This window comes from Thalassobacter sp. 16PALIMAR09 (assembly GCF_000765485.1).
Taxonomy (GTDB): domain Bacteria; phylum Pseudomonadota; class Alphaproteobacteria; order Rhodobacterales; family Rhodobacteraceae; genus Thalassobacter; species Thalassobacter stenotrophicus.
Genome location: NZ_JHAK01000002.1, coordinates 467,134 through 486,288, shown reverse-complemented (window position 1 = coordinate 486,288; position 19,155 = coordinate 467,134). Strand labels below are relative to the sequence as shown.

The 19,155-nt window shown below is 60.2% G+C and carries 18 protein-coding genes; 11 read left to right on the top strand and 7 right to left on the bottom strand.

The features are described from left to right. The first annotated feature begins 1 nt into the window (after position 1). From PM04_RS06250 to PM04_RS06225, 6 genes are all read left to right on the top strand, one after another. Complete coding sequence (locus tag PM04_RS06250) at positions 2-697, top strand: adenylate kinase (RefSeq protein ID WP_038004700.1); 696 nt, start codon at positions 2-4, stop codon at positions 695-697. 87 nt (positions 698-784) lie between these two features. Continuing rightward, positions 785-1,048 (top strand): DUF4212 domain-containing protein, encoded by a 264-nt coding sequence (locus PM04_RS06245; RefSeq protein ID WP_038004698.1) that lies wholly within the window; start codon positions 785-787, stop codon positions 1,046-1,048. A 3-nt stretch (positions 1,049-1,051) separates the two neighbouring features. Next, positions 1,052-2,821: a sodium:solute symporter family protein gene (locus PM04_RS06240; protein ID WP_038004696.1), complete on the top strand. Its 1,770-nt coding sequence runs from the start codon at positions 1,052-1,054 to the stop codon at positions 2,819-2,821. Positions 2,822-2,940: 119 nt separating this feature from the next. Next, entirely contained in the window at positions 2,941-4,767 is a 1,827-nt protein-coding gene (locus tag PM04_RS06235) for a DUF294 nucleotidyltransferase-like domain-containing protein (RefSeq protein ID WP_038004695.1), read from the top strand. 24 nt (positions 4,768-4,791) lie between these two features. After that, positions 4,792-5,295, top strand: a complete 504-nt coding sequence (locus PM04_RS06230) for a hypothetical protein (RefSeq protein WP_038004693.1) — start codon at positions 4,792-4,794, stop codon at positions 5,293-5,295. Between the two features lie 3 nt (positions 5,296-5,298). After that, positions 5,299-6,615 (top strand): exonuclease domain-containing protein, encoded by a 1,317-nt coding sequence (locus tag PM04_RS06225; RefSeq protein WP_038004691.1) that lies wholly within the window; start codon positions 5,299-5,301, stop codon positions 6,613-6,615. A gap of 90 nt (positions 6,616-6,705) precedes the next feature. On the opposite strand, the gene PM04_RS06220 is transcribed toward PM04_RS06225, so the two are convergent. From PM04_RS06220 to PM04_RS06210, 3 genes are all read right to left on the bottom strand, one after another. Next, positions 6,706-8,151 carry an NAD-dependent succinate-semialdehyde dehydrogenase gene (locus tag PM04_RS06220; protein WP_038004690.1) on the bottom strand — a complete coding sequence of 482 codons (1,446 nt, stop codon included), beginning with the start codon at positions 8,149-8,151 and terminating at the stop codon, positions 6,706-6,708. After that, the gene (locus tag PM04_RS06215; RefSeq protein ID WP_038004689.1) at positions 8,141-9,163 is read right to left on the bottom strand and encodes an aldose epimerase family protein; all 1,023 of its coding nucleotides are present in this window, start codon (positions 9,161-9,163) and stop codon (positions 8,141-8,143) included. Before PM04_RS06215 ends, PM04_RS06220 begins: the two co-directional genes overlap by 11 nt. Before the next feature lie 89 nt (positions 9,164-9,252). Further along, the gene (locus PM04_RS06210) at positions 9,253-9,897 is read right to left on the bottom strand and encodes a Gfo/Idh/MocA family oxidoreductase (protein ID WP_052068224.1); all 645 of its coding nucleotides are present in this window, start codon (positions 9,895-9,897) and stop codon (positions 9,253-9,255) included. A gap of 710 nt (positions 9,898-10,607) precedes the next feature. Here PM04_RS06210 and PM04_RS06205 point away from each other — a divergent pair. Together PM04_RS06205 and PM04_RS06200 are read left to right on the top strand one after the other, a co-directional pair. Beyond that, positions 10,608-11,483 (top strand): serine protease, encoded by an 876-nt coding sequence (locus PM04_RS06205; RefSeq protein WP_052068223.1) that lies wholly within the window; start codon positions 10,608-10,610, stop codon positions 11,481-11,483. A gap of 147 nt (positions 11,484-11,630) precedes the next feature. After that, positions 11,631-12,536, top strand: a complete 906-nt coding sequence (locus tag PM04_RS06200) for a 2-dehydro-3-deoxygalactonokinase (protein ID WP_038004688.1) — start codon at positions 11,631-11,633, stop codon at positions 12,534-12,536. A gap of 148 nt (positions 12,537-12,684) precedes the next feature. Here the strand turns inward: PM04_RS06200 and PM04_RS06195 are convergent, their stop codons facing one another. From PM04_RS06195 to PM04_RS06180, 4 genes are all read right to left on the bottom strand, one after another. Beyond that, positions 12,685-13,671 carry a type I glyceraldehyde-3-phosphate dehydrogenase gene (locus PM04_RS06195; protein WP_038004686.1) on the bottom strand — a complete coding sequence of 329 codons (987 nt, stop codon included), beginning with the start codon at positions 13,669-13,671 and terminating at the stop codon, positions 12,685-12,687. A 39-nt stretch (positions 13,672-13,710) separates the two neighbouring features. Further along, positions 13,711-15,063: an aminotransferase class III-fold pyridoxal phosphate-dependent enzyme gene (locus tag PM04_RS06190; RefSeq protein ID WP_038004683.1), complete on the bottom strand. Its 1,353-nt coding sequence runs from the start codon at positions 15,061-15,063 to the stop codon at positions 13,711-13,713. Positions 15,064-15,206: 143 nt separating this feature from the next. Next, positions 15,207-15,455, bottom strand: coding sequence for a hypothetical protein (locus PM04_RS06185; protein WP_038004681.1), 249 nt, complete (start codon positions 15,453-15,455; stop codon positions 15,207-15,209). Positions 15,456-15,550: 95 nt separating this feature from the next. Next, entirely contained in the window at positions 15,551-16,330 is a 780-nt protein-coding gene (locus PM04_RS06180; RefSeq protein ID WP_038004679.1) for an SDR family oxidoreductase, read from the bottom strand. A gap of 182 nt (positions 16,331-16,512) precedes the next feature. Here PM04_RS06180 and PM04_RS06175 point away from each other — a divergent pair, with 182 nt between their 5' ends. Genes PM04_RS06175 through PM04_RS06165 form a run of 3 tightly spaced genes read left to right on the top strand, consistent with a single transcriptional unit; the run spans position 16,513 to position 19,076 of the window. Beyond that, entirely contained in the window at positions 16,513-16,788 is a 276-nt protein-coding gene (locus tag PM04_RS06175; RefSeq protein WP_052068222.1) for a DUF1289 domain-containing protein, read from the top strand. Positions 16,789-16,833: 45 nt separating this feature from the next. After that, complete coding sequence (locus tag PM04_RS06170; RefSeq protein ID WP_038004678.1) at positions 16,834-18,444, top strand: peptide chain release factor 3; 1,611 nt, start codon at positions 16,834-16,836, stop codon at positions 18,442-18,444. Then, positions 18,441-19,076, top strand: coding sequence for a hypothetical protein (locus PM04_RS06165; RefSeq protein WP_038004676.1), 636 nt, complete (start codon positions 18,441-18,443; stop codon positions 19,074-19,076). Before PM04_RS06170 ends, PM04_RS06165 begins: the two co-directional genes overlap by 4 nt. Positions 19,077-19,155: the final 79 nt, after the last annotated feature.

Here is a 19,155-nt window from a genome sequence, read left to right as displayed (position 1 = left end):
GATGGACGGCATGACTGAAACCATGACCCGCCCCGTCACGCTCATCTTGCTTGGGCCTCCGGGCGCAGGCAAGGGCACCCAAGCGCGGATGTTGGAACAAGACTTCGGTCTTGTACAACTCTCGACCGGTGATCTTTTGCGCGGCGCAGTTGCCGCTGGAACCGACGCAGGCAAAGCGGCCAAGGCCGTGATGGAAGCGGGTGAATTGGTCTCTGATGAGATCGTCATCAACATCCTGCGCGACCGTATGGCCGATGATGATTGCGCCCGCGGCGTGATCCTTGATGGCTTTCCCCGCACAACCGCACAGGCAGAGGCGCTCGAAGGGCTTCTAGCTGAGCACAACGCCACCGTGGACAGCGTTATTTCGCTCGCGGTGGATGATGCGGCCATGGTCGAACGGGTGTCTGGCCGGTTCACTTGTGGCGGCTGTGGCGAAGGCTATCACGACACGTTCAAAGCCCCCAAGGTGGCCGGGACGTGTGACAATTGCGGAAGCTCGGACTTCAAACGCCGAGCCGACGACAATGCAGAGACGGTCGCCGCAAGGCTGGAGGCGTATCACGCCTCAACGGCCCCTCTCATCGCGTTTTATGACGCAAAAGGAACTCTCACAACGGTGGATGCCATGGGCGAGATCGACGCGATCGCCTCGCACCTGTCGACCATCGTAGGGAAAGTCGCGCGCGAGGGGTGAATTCGTGAATTCCCCGCGCAAACAGTAACCGCGCGCGTGGCCAGAGGAGGGCACGCGAGCATTTTTCAACCAAAAAGGGAGTTGGACATGGCTGATAACCAATCCGACAAAAACGCCTACTGGTCGGCAAACATCCGGATCGTGACATGGTGTCTCGTTATCTGGGCTGTTGTGTCGTTCGGCTTTGGCATTCTCCTGCGTCCGATGCTGTCTGGCATCGCCGTGGGCGGCACTGACTTGGGCTTCTGGTTCGCGCAACAAGGCTCGATCCTGGTCTTCTTGGCGCTGATCTTTTTCTACGCTTGGCGCATGAACAAGCTGGACGCCGAACACGGCGTTGAGGAGGACTGATAAATGGACCAATTCGTTCTTAACTGGCTGTTTATCGGGGCGTCCTTTGCTCTGTATATCGGCATCGCTGTGTGGGCCCGCGCGGGTTCCACATCTGAATTCTACGCAGCAGGTCGCGGCGTTCACCCCATCACCAACGGTATGGCCACAGGCGCGGACTGGATGTCTGCGGCGTCGTTCATTTCGATGGCGGGCCTGATCGCGTTCACCGGCTACGATAACTCGACCTTCCTCATGGGTTGGACCGGCGGCTACGTGCTTTTGGCTCTGCTGCTTGCGCCTTACTTGCGCAAATTCGGCAAATTCACCGTGTCCGAGTTCATCGGGGACCGTTTCTACTCCAAGACTGCACGCATGGTTGCTGTGATCTGTCTGCTGGTGGCCTCCATCACATACGTGATCGGTCAGATGCAGGGTGTGGGTATTGCATTCGGTCGCTTCCTCGAAGTGTCGGCAACAACCGGTCTGCTGATCGGTGCCTGTGTTGTGTTCGCCTACGCCGTTTTCGGCGGCATGAAGGGTGTGACATACACGCAGGTTGCTCAGTACGTCGTGCTGATCACTGCCTACACGATCCCCGCGATCTTTATCTCGCTGCAACTGACAGGTAACCCCATCCCCGCTCTGGGCATGTTGGGTGAGCACACCGCCTCCGGTGAACCGCTCCTGCAGAAACTGGACGGTCTTGTGACCGAACTGGGCTTTAACAGCTACACCGGCCACCACGCCGATACGCTGAACATGGTTCTGTTCACCCTGTCGCTGATGATCGGTACTGCTGGTCTGCCCCACGTGATCATGCGCTTCTTTACGGTCCCTACTGTATCTGACGCTCGTTGGTCCGCTGGTTGGACACTGGTATTCATCGCACTGTTGTACCTGACGGCTCCTGCTGTTGGCTCCATGGCGCGCTTGAACCTGATCACGACTGTTTATCCTGATGGCACAGCATCCGCACCGATCGCTTATGAAGAGCGTCCCGATTGGATGGCCACATGGGAGAAAACCGGTCTGCTCAAGTACGACGACAAAAACGGTGACGGCCTCATCCAGTGGTACAACGAAGGCTCCGATGGCTTTGCGGCTACGGCGGCTGAGCGTGGCTGGACCGGTTCCGAGCTGAGCGTAAACCGTGACATCCTAGTGTTGGCGAACCCAGAAATCGCAGGTCTGCCAGGTTGGGTGATTGCCCTTGTGGCTGCCGGTGGTTTGGCTGCGGCTCTGTCCACGGCTGCGGGTCTGCTCCTGGCGATCTCGTCTGCTGTGTCGCACGATCTGCTCAAGGGTCAGCTGACGCCAAACATGTCCGAGAAATCGGAACTGATGGCGGCACGGATCTCGATGGCTGTTGCAATCGCTGTGGCGGTGATCTTGGGCCTCAACCCTCCCGGGTTCGCGGCGCAAACTGTGGCACTGGCCTTTGGTCTCGCTGCGGCCTCGATCTTCCCTGCACTGATGATGGGCATCTTCTCCAAGCGCATCAACAACCGTGGCGCAGTTGCGGGCATGCTCGCAGGTCTGGTCACAACGTTGGTCTACATCTTCCTGCACAAAGGCTGGTTGTTCATTCCTGACACGAACAGCTTCACAGATGCAGACCCACTGCTTCTGACCATCAAATCCACCTCCTTCGGGGCCGTGGGCGCGATGATCAACTTTGCAGTCGCAATTGGTGTGTCCCGCGTAACTGCCGCCCCTCCACAAGAGATCGTGGACCTGGTGGAAAGCGTTCGTATCCCCAAGGGTGCAGGCGCTGCGGCAGCCGACCACTAACGGCTTAGGGGCCGCGACGACCATCGTTCGCACCTCCCGCGACGATGCGGCCCCTTCCCCAAACCAGCGGCGCGCCCCACACTTGAGGCGCGCCGTTTTATTTTTCGCAGGGCTGCATCATGCCGAACATTTCTTTTACCGAACTTGAATTGATGAACACCACGCCGCCCTTCGTGGCCCTGCCGGAGGCCACGAAACGTGAGATTGCGGCCAGCCTGACGCAGATGCGCTACGCTGCGGGGGCCACGATTTATTCCACCGGCGAAACACTGGCCGGGCTGTATCTGATTGCCGAGGGTGAGGTTGAAGTCACCGACGCGCTTGGCTCAACCCTCTCGCATCTGCGGGCGGGAAACCAATTCGGCGAACGCGGTTTGCGCAAGGACGGCACTGCCGTAACATCCGCACAGGCCGCAACGGCAGTCACGTTGTATTGCCTGAACGCCAGCGCATTTGCCCAGCTCTGCGCGACCCACCCCGACGCGGAGGCGTTTTACGCCCGCACCACCCCCGCAGGCCCCCGAAAACGCGATCTGATGACCATGCCTGTCTCAGACCTGATGAGCCGGACACCCGTCGCCTGCGCCGCGGACACAACGGTACAAGTCGCGGCCCAGATGATGCGGGATGCCAAAGTGTCCTCACTGATCGTGACTGACGGCGGCGCGCTTGCTGGGATCGTGACAACCAAGGACATGACCTTCAAGGCGCTGGCGCAGTCCCTGCCAGCTTCAACCGCGATCGCGGACATCCAAACGCCTGATCCTCTCACTCTCAGCCCGACGGCTCTTGTGTCTGATGCCCTGCACCTGATGCTGGAGCGTAAGGTCTCGCACCTGCCGATTGTTGATGCCACGGGCGATGTCGCCGGGATCATTACTCAGACCGATTTGACCCGCTATCAGGCTCTGTCCTCTGGGCAGTTGATCGCGGACGTGGTGAATGCGCATTCGGCCGAAGAAATGGCCAAGTCCACGGCCCAAATCCCAGCCCTGTTGGCGCAATTGGTCGCTGCCAAGACCGAGCATGGCACGATCACGCGCCTGATCACCGATATTGCCGACGCCGCAACCCGACGCCTCCTCACCCTCGCGGAGCAAGAGTTAGGCCCCCCGCCCGTGCCCTATCTATGGGCCGCGTGCGGCAGTCAGGGACGGCAAGAACAAACAGGCGTCTCAGACCAAGACAATTGCCTGATCCTAGACGATAGCGTCGCGCCCCCGCATGATACCTACTTCTCGGAGCTGGCCAAATTCGTCTGCGATGGCCTGAACACCTGTGGTTACGTCTATTGCCCCGGCGAAATGATGGCCACCACACTGCGCTGGCGCCAGCCCTTGCGCGTGTGGAAAAGCTACTTTGAAAAGTGGATCAGCAACCCCAGTACAGAGGCGCAGATGCTGGCCTCTGTCATGTTTGATCTGCGCCCGATTGGCGGCGATCCGGCGTTGTTGACGGCACTATTGGATGAGACCCTGCCTGCCGCGAAATCGAACTCGATCTTTGTGGCCCAAATGATCGCCAATTCGCTGAAACACGCGCCCCCCCTTGGGCTGTTGCGCGGCCTTGCCACCATCCGCTCGGGAGAGCACAAGAACACCCTAGACCTTAAACACAACGGCGTCGTGCCAGTGGTCGATTTGGGGCGGGTCTATGCGTTGCTGGGGCAAATGCGTGTGGTGAACACCGGGGCGCGATTGATGACTGCCGCTGACGCCAGCCTGATTTCACCCGCCGGAGCCAAGGACCTGCGCGACGCCTATGACATGATCGCGGAAACCCGGCTTTTGCATCAAGCCGCGCAAATTAATCGCGGCGAGGCGCCCGATAACTTCATGTCTCCGGGGCAATTGTCCGACCTGGAGAGATCACACCTCCGCGACGCATTTGTCGTGGTGAAAACAATGCAAAGCGCGCTCCAGTCTGGACGCGGCTTGGCGCAATAAGAAACGACAAAGGGGAGAGTAGAGATGATTTGGGAATTGATCGCGATGCTGGCCAGCGGGGCCGCCGTGGCAGGGGTCGTCATGTTGGTGCGGGTGATTGTGGGTAACGTCATCCCCCGCTGGGTCACGCCCACCGCAGCCGCTTTGGCCATGGTCGCCTTTTCGATCAACGCTGAATATTCGTGGTACCCGCGCAACCTAAACGCGATGCCTGCTGGATTTGTTGAGGTCAACAACCAGCAAAGCAGCGCATGGTACCGCCCGTGGACCCTGGCACGCCCCTATGTCCACACGTTCATGGCCGTGGACCGGGACACCATTTTGACGAACCCCGCGATGGAGAGCGCGAAACTGGCCACCGTCTATGTCTTTACCCGCGATGCGCCCCTGTTTGCGATGCCCGTGGTGTTTGACTGCGCGGGCAGGCGGCGTGCGGACCTGCCCGACGGCGCGGATTTACCGGCGGAAAGCGACTGGCGCGCGCTGGCGGATGACGATCCGTTCCTGCCGATTGTGTGTCAGGGCTAGGTCATGGGGCTCGCGAACCTCTCACTCCGACTGCGGATTTTTCTGTTCTTTGCCCTGATGGCATTGGGTGGGATTGCGTTGATCACGGGCGGGTTGATCTTGGGCTATATGCGCCTTGCGCAGCCAGAGGTTCTGTCGGGCTTTGTGATTGCTGGGCTGGTGGCGGGACTGGCAATTTTGGGGCTGACGACATGGGTCTGGCTTTTGTTCGATGAGAATGTCGCGAAACCCGTTGAGGCGTTGGCCGCGCAGTTGCGCACCCGCGCGCATACCGAAACCACCCATGAAATGGACATCACGCATGCCCGGTATCTGGGGGATTTGGGCGATGCCGCGCATGCAATGGCAGACTCTCTCGCGGAGAGCCGAGAGGCCGTTACGGCAGCACTGGCACGTGAAACCCGCGCTTTGCGCCGAGAGCGCGCACGCCTAGAGGCCGTTCTGGACAACTTGCCCGAGGCCTATGTGCTGTGCTCTGAGGACCGTCGGGTCGTGGCGTATAACGCAGCCGCCTCTGGGCTGTCGGTTGGGGATGTTGAGGTTGGCTTGAACCGCCGCTTGCCCCCTGCCGCGGATCGCGCGGGCGTGCGCAAAATCGACCTGCCCGAGATCGGTACAGGTTACCTTGTGCGCTTGGGCGAAGGGGCCAAACGCGGCGCGGGCGCGCGCGACTTTCGCCTCCTGGGGCGCCCCTCGCATCCGCTGAGTGAGACGACCAGCCTGCGCGACCTTGATCTGGTGGTGTTTGACACTGAAACGACTGGCTTATTGCCCGACGAGGGCGATGAGATCGTACAAATCGCGGCTCTAAGGGTGGTCGGGGGAGAGATCCTTACCACCGAGCCGTTCGACACCTATGTCAATCCCAACCGCCCGATCCCCGCGGCCTCGACCGCCATTCACAATGTGACTGAGGCCATGGTTCGTGAGGCGCCCTTGGTGCGCGATGCCCTGCGGGCTTTTCACCGCTATACGGATGGCCATGCATTGGTCGCCCATAACGCCCCGTTTGACATGGCCTTCCTTCGACGGCGCGAGACGCAACTGGGGTTGCGGTTTGATATGCCGGTACTGGATACGGTGCTGATGTCAGCCGTGGTATTTGGGCAATCCCAGACGCACACGTTGGACGCCTTGTGCGCGCGGCTGGGGATCGAAATCCCCGAAGAGGTACGGCACACCGCATTGGGAGACGCCCGCGCCACCGCACTGGCGTTGCGGGCGCTGATCCCGATGCTGGAGGCGCGCGACATTACGACGGTCGGCGAATTGAATATCGCCTGCGACCAACATGCACGTTTGATCAAGCGTGTGACCTAGTGGGTTGCGCAGCCTCTTCAGGCTACGCCTGACGCGGGGGCGCGGCCCCCGCACCCCCGGAGTATTTCAGGAACAAAGGAGGGGCCGTTTTCAGACCCCGTCGATGCAAACGTATTTGGTGTCCATGTAGTCTTCTAGCCCTTGGCTGCCGCCTTCCTTGCCCAAGCCGCTTTCTTTGACACCGCCAAACGGAGCCTCGACGGTGGTGATGAGACCGGAGTTTACCCCGATCATCCCGTACTGCAGAGCGGTGTTGAGGCGGAATGTGCGGGCCAGATCACGAGTGTAGGCATAGCATGCGAGACCATATTCCGTCGCGTTAGCCATCGCGATCGCCTCCTCTTCGGTATCGAATTTGAACACCGGCGCGAGGGGGCCAAAGATTTCTTCGGTCGCGAACTTCATCGACTGCGTGGCGCCGGTGACGACCGTGGGTGTGAAGTATGTACCGCCATTGCCGTGACGCGCCCCGCCTGTGGCGATTGTGCCACCTTGGGCGGTCGCGTCAGCGATGAATTCCTCAACCTTTGCGACCGCATCCATGTCGATCATTGGGCCCTGCTCGACGCCGGGCTCAAGGCCATTGCCGACCTTCATGGCCTCAGTGGCCTCTACGAGCTTGGCGACAAAGGCGTCGTGAATGCCGGCCTGCACATAAATGCGGTTGGCACAGACGCAGGTTTGGCCCGCGTTGCGGAACTTGGACACCATTGCGCCTTGGACGGCGGCATCAATATCCGCGTCATCAAACACTAGGAAAGGTGCATTGCCGCCCAGTTCCATTGAGACCTTTTTGACCGTGTCTGCCGATTGCCGGATCAGCTCCTTGCCGACCTCAGTTGAGCCGGTGAAAGTCACTTTGCGAACAATCGGGCTATCCATGATGGCGCCCCCAATTGCCCGCGCGGACCCGGTCAGCACGTTGACCACGCCCGCCGGATACCCTGCCTCTTCGGCCAATGCCCCCCATGCGAGGCCCGAGTATGGCGTCGCGGTTGCGGGTTTGGCTACCACAGTACAGCCAACCGCCAGCGCCGGTGCGATTTTCCGGGCGAGCATCGAGGACGGGAAGTTCCATGGTGTGATCATGCCGACCACGCCCACAGGGTGCTTTGTCACGAGGATGCGGCGACCATTCACGCCTGCGGGGACGATCTCACCCTTGGCACGGCGGGCTTCTTCAGCGAACCAGCGAACGTATTGTGCGCCGATTGCGATCTCGCCCATTGCCTCGGCCAATGGCTTGCCCATCTCGATGGTCAGAAGCTCGGCCAGCGATTTTTGATTGTCCATCAGCGCATCGTGCAGCTTCCACAAAAGCCCGACACGGTCCATCAATGAGGTGGCCGCATAGTCGGCATAAGCACCGTGAGCGGCAGCGATCGCGCGCTCAGTCTCGGCGGTGCCGCAGGCGGGCACGGTGCCGATGACTTCGCCGGTGGCCGGGTTTGTGACGTCGATTGTCTTACCGCTGTCCGCCCCGACCCATTCTCCGGCGATCAGGTTGGCTTGGCGCATATAGGTCTCAAAGCTCATCGGGAGCCTCCTTTGAAAAACTGAAAATCGTTGTTTGGCGATAGGTTTCCCCCGGACGCAAAATGGCGTTGGGAAAACCGGGATGATTGGGGGCGTCGGGCCAGATTTGGGGTTCTAGGGCAACGCCCGCATGGGCCCCATAAACGCGTCCATCCAGTCCCGGCACGGAGACGTTGATCTTGGCCCCGTTATAGACCTGAAGACCAGGCTCAGTTGTGGTGATGTCCATCGACACGCCGGACAGACGCGAGCGCAGGGTCCCGACCCGACGGCGCGCCCGGCGCGTGGACGCAAGACAAAGGTTGTGATCGATCGGCCCCTCCCCGAGACGATTGCTCATAACGCTGCGCGGCTGGCGAAAATCATACCGGGTCCCGGTGACGTCCGCGATTTCCCCGGTGGGGATCAGCTCCGCATCGATAGGGGTATAGTGCGCAGCATCGACCTGCAAGCTGTGGTGCCCCAGATCGCCGGACCCATCCAGCGCCCAATAGCTGTGATGGGCCAAGTTGCACAGCGTGGGCGCATCGCTGGTGGCGCGGTAATCAATGCGCAACGCAGTACAGCCGTCATGCACCACCAATGCATATGTCACCTCAGCCCGGAGCGCGCCGGGAAAGCCCATCTCACCATCTTCAAGCCCGATTGTCATAGTCACCGAGCTGTCGGACAGGGCAATCGTGTCCCAATTGCGCTTGCCCATCGAAACCTCGCCACCGTGCAGCGTGTGCTCACCCAGATAGTTGCAATCAGCTTGATACGAGGTGCCGTCGATTACAAACCGGCCGCCGCCTATCCGATTGGCAAAGCGCCCCGCAGTGGCCCCAAAGTAGGGCGAGTGCCGCAGGTATAGCGCGGGGTCCTCAAACCCCAAAACCAGCGGGGCCTCGTGCCCATCCAACCGCAGGTCCATCAGCACCGAACCCCACGATGTCAGCCGCGCGCGTAGGCCTGCGTGGGCAATGTCGTGAGTCGTGATAAGGCTGCCGTCAGGGGCACGCGGGTCGGTCATAAAGGGGTCCAAGCGCTAGGTCGTTGCACAAGTGATAGCGGCAATTTTCACGAACAACAGAGGCATTTTTCAACAGAAGGCTTCTGGCATCATGGCCCCTTGCCCCTTAGGTCCACGGCCATACCGGTCCGCGCGGATTGCTCTGCCGCCTCGCCCACAAGGACGGACCAGTAGCCATCCTCAAACGTAACCTCAGGCTTACCAACTCCTGCCAGCACCAGATCACGAAAGCGTTCATGTTGAAAATAGGTGGACCCGTGGTGATCGCCCGCGGCAAGGATATGCTCAGGAACAGGCACGACTTCGCGTTGCTCTTGCTTGGTGGCGCGGGGTGATATGACGAACTCTGCGGCGCGCTCGGATCCATCTGGTGAGAACCTTGCAGGCCCGGGGATCAGCGCCTCTAGCCGCGCCTTTTCACCGGTGACGGCGATCCGTTCTTGCCAGTATGACCCTTCGGCGAACATGCACAAATCCAGCATTCCACGCGCGCCGTTTTCAAAATCGACCACCACAAAAGCATTGTCGATAATGTCCGGAGTTTGACCGTCATACACCTCATCCAAGTGGTTCACATCGACGCCTGCGCTGGCATAAACGCGGACCGGATTGCTTTGCAGCGTCAGGCGCATCAAGTCCCAAAAGTGGCAGCATTTTTCGACCAAAGTGCCCCCCGTGCGCCGGTTAAATCGGTTCCAATCATCGACCTTGGGCAGGAACGGAAAGCGATGCACACCAGCTCACCACCGAGAGTTGGACGGTATGCTTTTCCTTTTTCAACGCCGCGATCGACATCGAGCCTAGCCCCGATGACTCCGACACTATCACCCCAGTTGGCCCAAAAAATCGACCATCAAGAAAACTAACGACAACGGGCAAAATAAAATCAACGTTTCATTCCGCATCCAACGTCGTTTTTTTCAGGGATGCCTGAGAGAGGATCGGCGTCGATCATTATGGTGCCGATCTAACGCCGTATCGGCACACCGGGGCTGTCAGCGCCCCCACAGCGCTGATCACCTGCGGCGGCATCAACGCCAGCATGTAGATCGCAACAGTGCTCCCTATTGCGGCGCTTTGTGCAATCAGGCTCGTCATTCATAGCACAAAGAGCGCGTCACTACCTGCACTAGACTGACCATCACCATCAGTTCACAATAGTTCAAGGCCCACCATAAGCCCGCCCACAGCAGACCCTGCAGAGGCAACCACAATCAGTGCTGCTTGCCCAGATATCAGCGATATCCTTCTCCGATGACATCGGCATGGTGCCTAGAACGTTCCTATGTCCAACAAGTTCACCGATGGATCGAATGGCAAGTCAAACAATCCCCCTCTTTTGATGCCATTGTTTCAGGGATGATGCGAAATCTCCCTGTTGTTGCCGCAGAATTGTCCCGCCCCGCGCCTACGTTGGGGGCAGTGCTATCACGGGGGTCCGACCATGCTTTACCAATTTGCGCGCCGCTCTGCACACGCGCTTGCGATTATGGTGGTGTTGGCATGCTCCCACAGTGTGCAGGCCCAATCCATCCAGACGCTAGACGCACCATTCAAGCGCATGGGGTGGGAAGGTGTCGGCAGGCTCGATTTTGGTCGCGGGTTTTGCACCGGCACGCTCATTGCCCGCGATATCGTTCTGACGGCAGCGCATTGTGTCTATGACCACGTCAAAGCCGGAACCAAACTGCCCCGCGATTTGGTGTTTCGCGCAGGCTATCAACACGGTGCCGCCAGCGCGGAGCGACGCGTTGTGGCCGCTCACATCCCACAGGGCTATGTGCGCGATCCGGGCGGCAAGTCGACCGCCAAAACCATCCCCTATGACATCGCGCTATTACAGCTTGAAAGTGAGATTTTCGTCACCAGCGCCTCCCCCTTTCGGATCCACGCCCGCGCGAGCCAAGGCACCGAAGTCATGCTGGTGTCCTACGGCAAGGGCCGAGAGGAAGCCCTGACCCAAGAACGCGGCTGCGCAATCACGAACCGCTATTCTGGCGGCATCCTAGAGTTCAACTGTGCCGCGACCTTCGGCTCATCCGGGGCCCCGGTATTCATCGAAGAAGACGGCAATCGCCGGATCCTGTCGATCATCTCCGGCGGGACGCGCGGCGATGACGGTCGTTTTGTCGTCTACGGCATGGAACTGACGACACCAGTGGCGGACCTGATGGCGCGGCTGAGGGCGCGTCAGAGCCTGCCGCCGACATCCGAAGGCGCGCGGCGTTTGCGGGTGGGCGCATCCACTGGTTCCACTCGGCCCAAAGGCGCGGAGCACCCCCCAAGCTTCAAACGTATTCGCGTTGTGCCCGGCTCTTAGGACCATGTTCACGCTTGATGGTTTATGCCCGACAAAACCATCCGCTGCCGCCCCCACGATGCCGCCAATCCAAGCCTTGGTCTTGGGCCGCGCATTGCGCATAAGGGGCGCAGCTTGGGCTGAATGAGACAGAAAAGGGTGCGCTTGATGACTTGGATTGCCGTTGATTGGGGCGGGTCAAACCTGCGGGCTTGGCTGATGCAGGATGACACTGCTGTGGCCGAGGCCGGGGATAGGTCCGCCGGGGCGCGCACCCTCAATTGCGATGAGTTTGAACCAACGTTGAGCAAATTGATCGACCCTTGGCGCAGCACTTGGGGGGATCGCCCTGTGACGATCCTGATCTGTGGTGAGGCAGGCTCCCGCGAGGGTTGGTTTGAGGCCCCGTTTGCACAGGTCCCCTGCGCCCCGCGCACGCTGGCACCAACGCGCGTACCGACGCAGGATGCAGGGCTGCACGTTTATATGATGCCCGGACTGTCACAATTGCGCCCCAAGCCCACAATTCTGCGCGGCGAGGAAACCCAGATTTCTGGATTTTTAGCCTCTCATCCAACGTTCGAGGGCGTCATTTGCCTGCCCGGAACGCATTCCAAGTGGGCCCATGTCAGTGCCGAGGAAATTGTCAGCTTTGAAACCACCATGACGGGTGAGATGTATGACCTTCTGGCTGAGACTTCGATCCTGCGTCATTCCGTGGCCCATGGTGACCCGGATGGCATCGCCTTTGACGAAGGGGTGGATGTGACACTGTCCAATCCAGAACGCTTGGTCACCGAATTGGCCGCGATCCGCGCGAGCCATGTCTTGACCGGCGCGACCAAGACGGCGGCAGATGCTCGGCTGTCGGGCTTGCTGATCGGGGCCGAGATTGCCGCGTTAAAACCCTATTGGCTGGGTCAGCAAGTCGCCCTCATCGGGCGAGAGGTGCTGTGCGGGCTTTACGCGCGTGCATTGTCCAAACAAGGCGTGCCCGCGGACCGGTTTGCCGCCGGGCCTTTAACACAAGCAGGTCTATTCACCGCGCTGGGCACGTTGGACTCACCTGCATAGCGCGCTGCAACCGGCCTGAGCGCCACTGCCTCAAAGAATATCGCTGGGATCTTGCGCAGGCGTAGGACCTTGCCGGTTCGCCTCAAAAGGGCCTGGCCTAGGCCACGCGCCGATCCGCCCGAGGCCAACCGAAATACCACGTTCGGTTTTAGGCACGCGCGGTCATTCGGACAGCCATATCAATCATCCGGTGCGCAAAGCCCCACTCGTTGTCGTACCAGCCAAACACCCGCACAAGGCCTCCGTCTGTGACAAACGTCTCGGGCAGAGCGTGGATATAGCTTTCGGCGCGGGCGCGCAGGTCCGAACTAACCAGCGGCTTGTCCGTTGTGCCAATGATAGGCCCACTGGCCGCCAAAATTGCTGCATTCAACGCGCTTGCGTCACAGTCCTTAGTCAATCGTACGGTCAGATCAACGGCTGACACGGACGCGACAGGCACCCGCACGGACGTGCACACGACCCGCCCCTCAAGATGCGGCAAGACCACATCAACCAACCGCCCGGCTGAGGTGGTTGTCGGCACCATCGACAAAGCCGCCGCCCGCGACCGCGCCAATCCACCTGTTGGTTTGTCCACAGTCGGCTGAGAGCCGGTGTAGCAGTGGATCGTGGTCATGGTCCCGGTCTCTACCCCAAAGGCATCGTCCAGCACCCGCACCAGTGGCGCGACCGCGTTGGTGGTGCATGACGCGTTGGACACGACCCGCATATCGGGGCGCAAAGCCGCGTCATTTGCCCCAAGAACAACGGTACCATCCGCCACAGCAGAGGGTCCCGACATCAAAACCTTGCCCGCGCCTGCCAGCAAACCGCGCTCAACCTCGGGGCGGGTTTCGGCGTGACCGGTGCATTCCATCACCAGATCAACATCGCCCAGCCGAAGGGTCCGAATGTCGGGCGTGCGGTGGAACGCGAACCGTCGCCCATCCACCACAAGCGCATCGCCCTCAACCGCGACAGTGCCCTTCCAGGGGCCAAACACACTGTCGAACTCAAATAGATAAGCGCAGGTTTCCAAAGGCGCGATGTCGTTAATTCCCACGACCTCAAGGTCCTCATCCCGCGCCAAAAGCGCCCGAAGGACAGAGCGACCGATGCGGCCAAAGCCGTTGATGAATATCCGAGCGGTCATGGAATTTGCCTTCGATGCAAGCGCGTTAGGGTGCGTAACCTAGGCCGCCTCCAAGCCTTTTGCCAGTGCGGCAAGGATAGTATCCACATCACCCGCGCCCAAAATCAGCGGCGGCGACATCAACAGGTTGGTGCCAGACAGCCGTACCATGACGCCCGCTTCATAGGTCGTCTCAAATATTTTCTTGGCCGTCGCCGCGTCTAGGGGCGTCTTGGTCGAAGGGTCCGAGACCAGTTCCACCCCGCACATCAAGCCAGCCCCGCCGCGCACATCGCCGATCAGCGAAAACCGTTCAGCCAAGGATTGCAGGCCCAAAAACAATTGTGCACCGCGCGCGCTTGCGTTCTCCATCACGTTCAACCGCTGCGTTTCCGCCAAACAGGCCAGCGCCGCCGCCGCGCCCACGGGGTGGCACGAATAGGTATAGCCGTGGCCGATCATGCCTGCCGCTTCATCCGCGCTCTCAAACACCTCAGCCATTTCACCCGACAGCAGAACCGCGCCGAACGGATAGTACCCGTTGGTGATCGCCTTGGCAGTCGTCATCATGTCGGGTTTCACGCCCCAGCGCCGGGCCCCGGACCATGATCCGGTGCGGCCAAAGCCGGTAATAACCTCATCCGAGATCAGCAGAATTCCGTGGCGCGCGCATATTTCAGCCACGCCCGGCATATAGGTTTCGGGCGGCACAATCACGCCGCCAGCCCCCAAAACGGGTTCCATAATCATCGCCGCGATCGTTTGCGGTGTCTGCATGGTGATCTCTTCTTCCAGTGCGCGCAGGCACATCGCGCCCAGCCGCTCGGGATCGGCCTCATCGAACGGGTTGCGATAGGTATAGGGCGCGGGCACGTGGAAACAGCCGGGCAAAAGCGGCTCATAAGAGGCGCGGAACAGCGGATTTCCGTTTACCGAGGCCCCGCCAAAATGCGTCCCGTGATAGCCTTTGCGCAGGGACAAGAACTTGGTGCGCCCTGCCTCACCGCGCAGACGGTGATATTGCCGCGCAAGCTTGAGCGCGGTTTCCACACTGTCACTGCCCCCCGAGGTGAAAAAGACGCGCGCCATCCCCTCTTGATCGAAGGAATCCACCACAACATCCGACAGCTCAATCGCAAGATCCGTCGTCGTGCCCTTGAAGGCGCTGTAATATGGCAGCACCTGCAATTGGGCCGCAATCGCATCTTTGATTGGCTGGCAGGAATACCCCAGATTGACGTTCCAAAGCCCGCCAACTGCATCCAGCACGCTGTGCCCATCGATATCCGTAATGTGGATGCCATCCGCACTGGTGATAATCTTGGGCGGGGCGTCCTGCATCGCACCGGGGTGCGCCATCGGGTGCCACAGCTTGCGCGCGTTCATTTCCTTTAGGAAGTTGCTGTCTTTCATCCCGGCCTCCACTGCGTTGCGATACGAATATCATTCGCGGAGGGTCGCACCAGCGTCAAATGGAATGATGTGATGGGATACATCAAGAAACGCAAAAAACGCGGCCCCAAGGGGACCACGCTCAGACATCGAAGCCAGCTGGCTTACCAGCGTTGGTCAATCACCAAAAGAATTGGCGCGATCATGGCGAACCAGATCAAGCCCCATTTGGCGGCCGTGTTCACCTTTGCAAACAGGCCTTTGCCGTTCATGCCGTTGCCGTAGGCTTCAAAGCCAGCCATCAAGACGTGGCCTTGGGCGACCTTGCGCAATTCTTTTGCGCGGATTTGGGCCTCAGCCTCTTGGCGGCGTTGGCGCATGGCAGTCGCGGGGTCGTGTGTTTCGTCGAACATCTAAGGCTCCCTTCTATTCAAGGGGCAAGATGGTGCGAAACCGTCGCAGGTCCAGCCCTTGGCCAGTCCTGCGACACTTTTTGCCTGATTTGGCCTTAGATCGTGGCGTTAATTGCGCCGCCATCGAGCAGAACGTTTTGCCCCACCATAAAGCCCGCGTGCTGCGAGCACATGAATGCGCAGGTCGCGCCAAACTCAGCCGCGGTGCCATAGCGACGGGCCGGAATGGTGCCTTCGCGCTGTGTGCGGGCCTCATCCATGGTGATGCCCTGCGCCTTGGACACGCCTGTGTCCAACGACACGGCACGGTCGGTGTCGTGGATGCCGGGCAGCAGGTTGTTGATGTTCACACCCTTTTCGGCGACCTGACGTGCGGTGCCTGCAACAAAGCCGGTCAGCCCGGTGCGTGCCGCGTTCGACAGGCCCAGTTGCGGGATGGGTGCTTTGACCGAACCGGATGTGATGTTCACCACACGGCCCCAGCCACGCGCGATCATGCCCGGCAGTGCTGCCTGCATCAATGCGATGGGGGCCAGCATGTTGCCATCGATGGCTGCGATGAAATCATCGCGGCTCCAATCGGACCACAGGCCGGGGGGCGGGCCACCCGCGTTTGTGACCAGAATGTCGATGTCGCCAGCGGCAGCCAACACTGCGGCGCGGCCATCCTCGGACGTGATGTCGGCGGCAACGGCCGTGACTTCTACGCCGTAGGTGCTGCGAATGTGTGCCGCGGTCGCCTCAAGCGCCTCTGCCCCACGGGCGTTCAGCACCAGATCAACGCCAGCCTCGGCCAGTGCTTCGGCGCACCCACGGCCCAAACCTTTGGAGCTTGCACACACGAGGGCGCGTTTACCTTTGATACCCAGATCCATAGTCGTCTTCTCCCATACGTTTCGGCGCTAGACCTAGCCGAATGCGCGCGTACTGCAACCTGCAATCGATGGGGGCCGGCCTACGCCGTGCCAGCGTGTAGTCCGATTGTTTTTGTCGGGATTGAAATTTGGGACAAAATCATCAAGTATTGAACAACGGCCCGCAACACACGGAACCCACCATGAGCAAAGTGCCCAGCCCCTGCATTGACGTGTGCAAATTCAAGCGCGAAGGGCACTGCATCGGGTGCTCCATGACCAAGGCGCAAAAATCCCTGTTCAAGGGGCTGAAAAAGGAAAAGCACCAGATCGCGTTTCTGGACATGCTGCGTCAGCAACAAGATACGCTTGGCCACTACACCCACTGGGAGCAAGCGTACCTTAAGAAGCTTAAAAAGAAGAAGGTCAAACTGGACTGGGGCCCCGCAAAATCCAAAGCCAAGAAGCGGGCGGCATAGGCCTGCGAACTTGCACGTTGATCGCCTGCGCTCTATAGCCCGATCATGCTTGATAATGCGCCCCTATTGCCCCCCGAAATCAGCCGCCGCCGGACGTTTGCGATCATCTCGCACCCCGACGCCGGGAAAACGACGCTGACGGAAAAGTTCCTGTTGTACGGGGGCGCGATCCAGATGGCGGGTCAGGTGCGCGCCAAAGGTGAGGCGCGACGCACGCGCTCAGACTTCATGAAGATGGAGCAGGATCGCGGCATCTCCGTGTCGGCCTCAGCGATGTCGTTCGACTATCACACGCCCGACCGCGAGTTTCGCTTTAACCTTGTGGATACGCCGGGCCACTCGGATTTCTCCGAAGACACCTATCGTACGCTGACCGCCGTTGACGCCGCCGTCATGGTGATCGACGGCGCCAAGGGCGTTGAAAGCCAGACGCAAAAGCTGTTTGAGGTTTGCCGCCTGCGCGACCTTCCGATCCTGACGTTTTGTAACAAGATGGACCGCGAAAGCCGCGATACCTTTGAGATCATCGATGAGATCCAAGAAAACCTCGCGATCGACGTGACCCCGGCCTCATGGCCGATTGGGCGCGGTCGCGACTTTGTCGGTTGCTACGATCTGCTGCGTGACCGGCTAGAACTGATGGATCGCGCGGACCGCAACAAAATCTCTGAGAGCATCGCGATTGAGGGTCTGGATGACCCCAAACTTGCGGAACACGTGCCCGCAGAATTGCTGGATACCTTCCTAGAAGAGATCGAGATGGCGCGTGAGTTGCTGCCCGCGATGGACCACAAAGCATTCCTTGAGGGCACTCTGACCCCCATTTGGTTCGGCTCTGCAATCAACTCGTTCGGGGTGCAGGAACTGATGTCCGGCATCGCGGAATTCGGGCCTGAGCCACAGCCGCAATCCGCCTCCCCCCGCCAAGTCAGCGCCGATGAAAAGAAAGTCGCAGGATTTGTGTTTAAGGTGCAGGCCAACATGGACCCCAAACACCGGGACCGCGTGGCGTTTGTGCGCCTTGCCTCCGGTCACTTTCAGCGCGGTATGAAGCTGACGCACGTGCGGTCCAAAAAACCAATGGCGATCTCAAACCCTGTGCTGTTCTTGGCCGCAGACCGCGAGTTGGCCGAAGAGGCATGGGCCGGTGACATCATTGGCATTCCCAACCATGGCCAATTGCGCATCGGCGACGCCCTGACAGAGGGTGAAGCCCTCAAGTTCACCGGCATCCCGTCCTTTGCGCCCGAGCTTTTGCAAACGGTCCGCGCGGGCGATCCGATGAAGGCCAAGCACCTCGAAAAGGCGCTGATGCAATTTGCCGAAGAAGGCGCGGCCAAGGTATTCAAACCCTCCATCGCCAGCGGCTTTATCGTCGGCGTGGTGGGCGCGTTGCAGTTTGAAGTCCTCGCCTCGCGGATTGAGCTGGAATACGGCCTGCCCGTCCGGTTCGAGCCGTCGCAATTTACCTCCGCGCGCTGGGTGCATGGCACCGAAGAGGCGGTAGACAAGCTTGTGAATGCCAACAAACAGCACATCGCCCACGACAACGACGGCGACGTGGTGTTTTTGACCCGCCTTCAGTGGGATATCGACCGTGTGGTGCGCGATTATCCGGATGTGACCCTGTCCAACACCAAGGAAATGATGGTGTGACACTGCAAAACCGCGTGGCTCCGACGGGTGAGATTATCACCCATCCAGCCCGCGGGACGCTGACCGGGAACCGAGGCATCCTGCACCGGCCCGATCGGACCCTTGGCACCTCTCGGTGGCAGCACCCCAATTGGGTGATTTGCACGCTGCATCACCCGCGCGGCACCTATCATGGTCCGATGCCGGACCGCGCCTGGACCGCACTGTTTTTCCTTGATGAGGCTGTTGCACTCGCGGCGGGGCACCGCCCCTGCCACTACTGCCAACGCGCCCGTGCACGGGAATTTCGCGCTGCGTGGGATGCCGCACATGGCCCTACCGGCGGCCCTGCAACCCGGATGCCCGATCTAGACCGGGCCTTGCACGCCGCCCGCGTCACACGCGGCCGCCAACAGATCGTGCATAGCGCGGATGCAGCCGACCTGCCGCCGGGCAGCTTTATCGCCGGACAAACTCCGATATTGCTGACCGAAAGTGCCGCGCATACCTATAGCCCCGCAGGGTACGGCCCACCCCAACCGCGGCCCAGCGGGACCGTCACGGTCCTGACCCCTGCCCCGACAATTGCCACCCTTCGGCACGGCTACCGCCCAGACATACACCCAACCACCCGCGGCACGGGCAAAAGTTGACGTTTTGCGCGTTATGGTCTAGGTCCTGCCGCACGTGCGAAGAACGCGCGTTTGAAAACCGTTTGGGCGTGAATGCAGG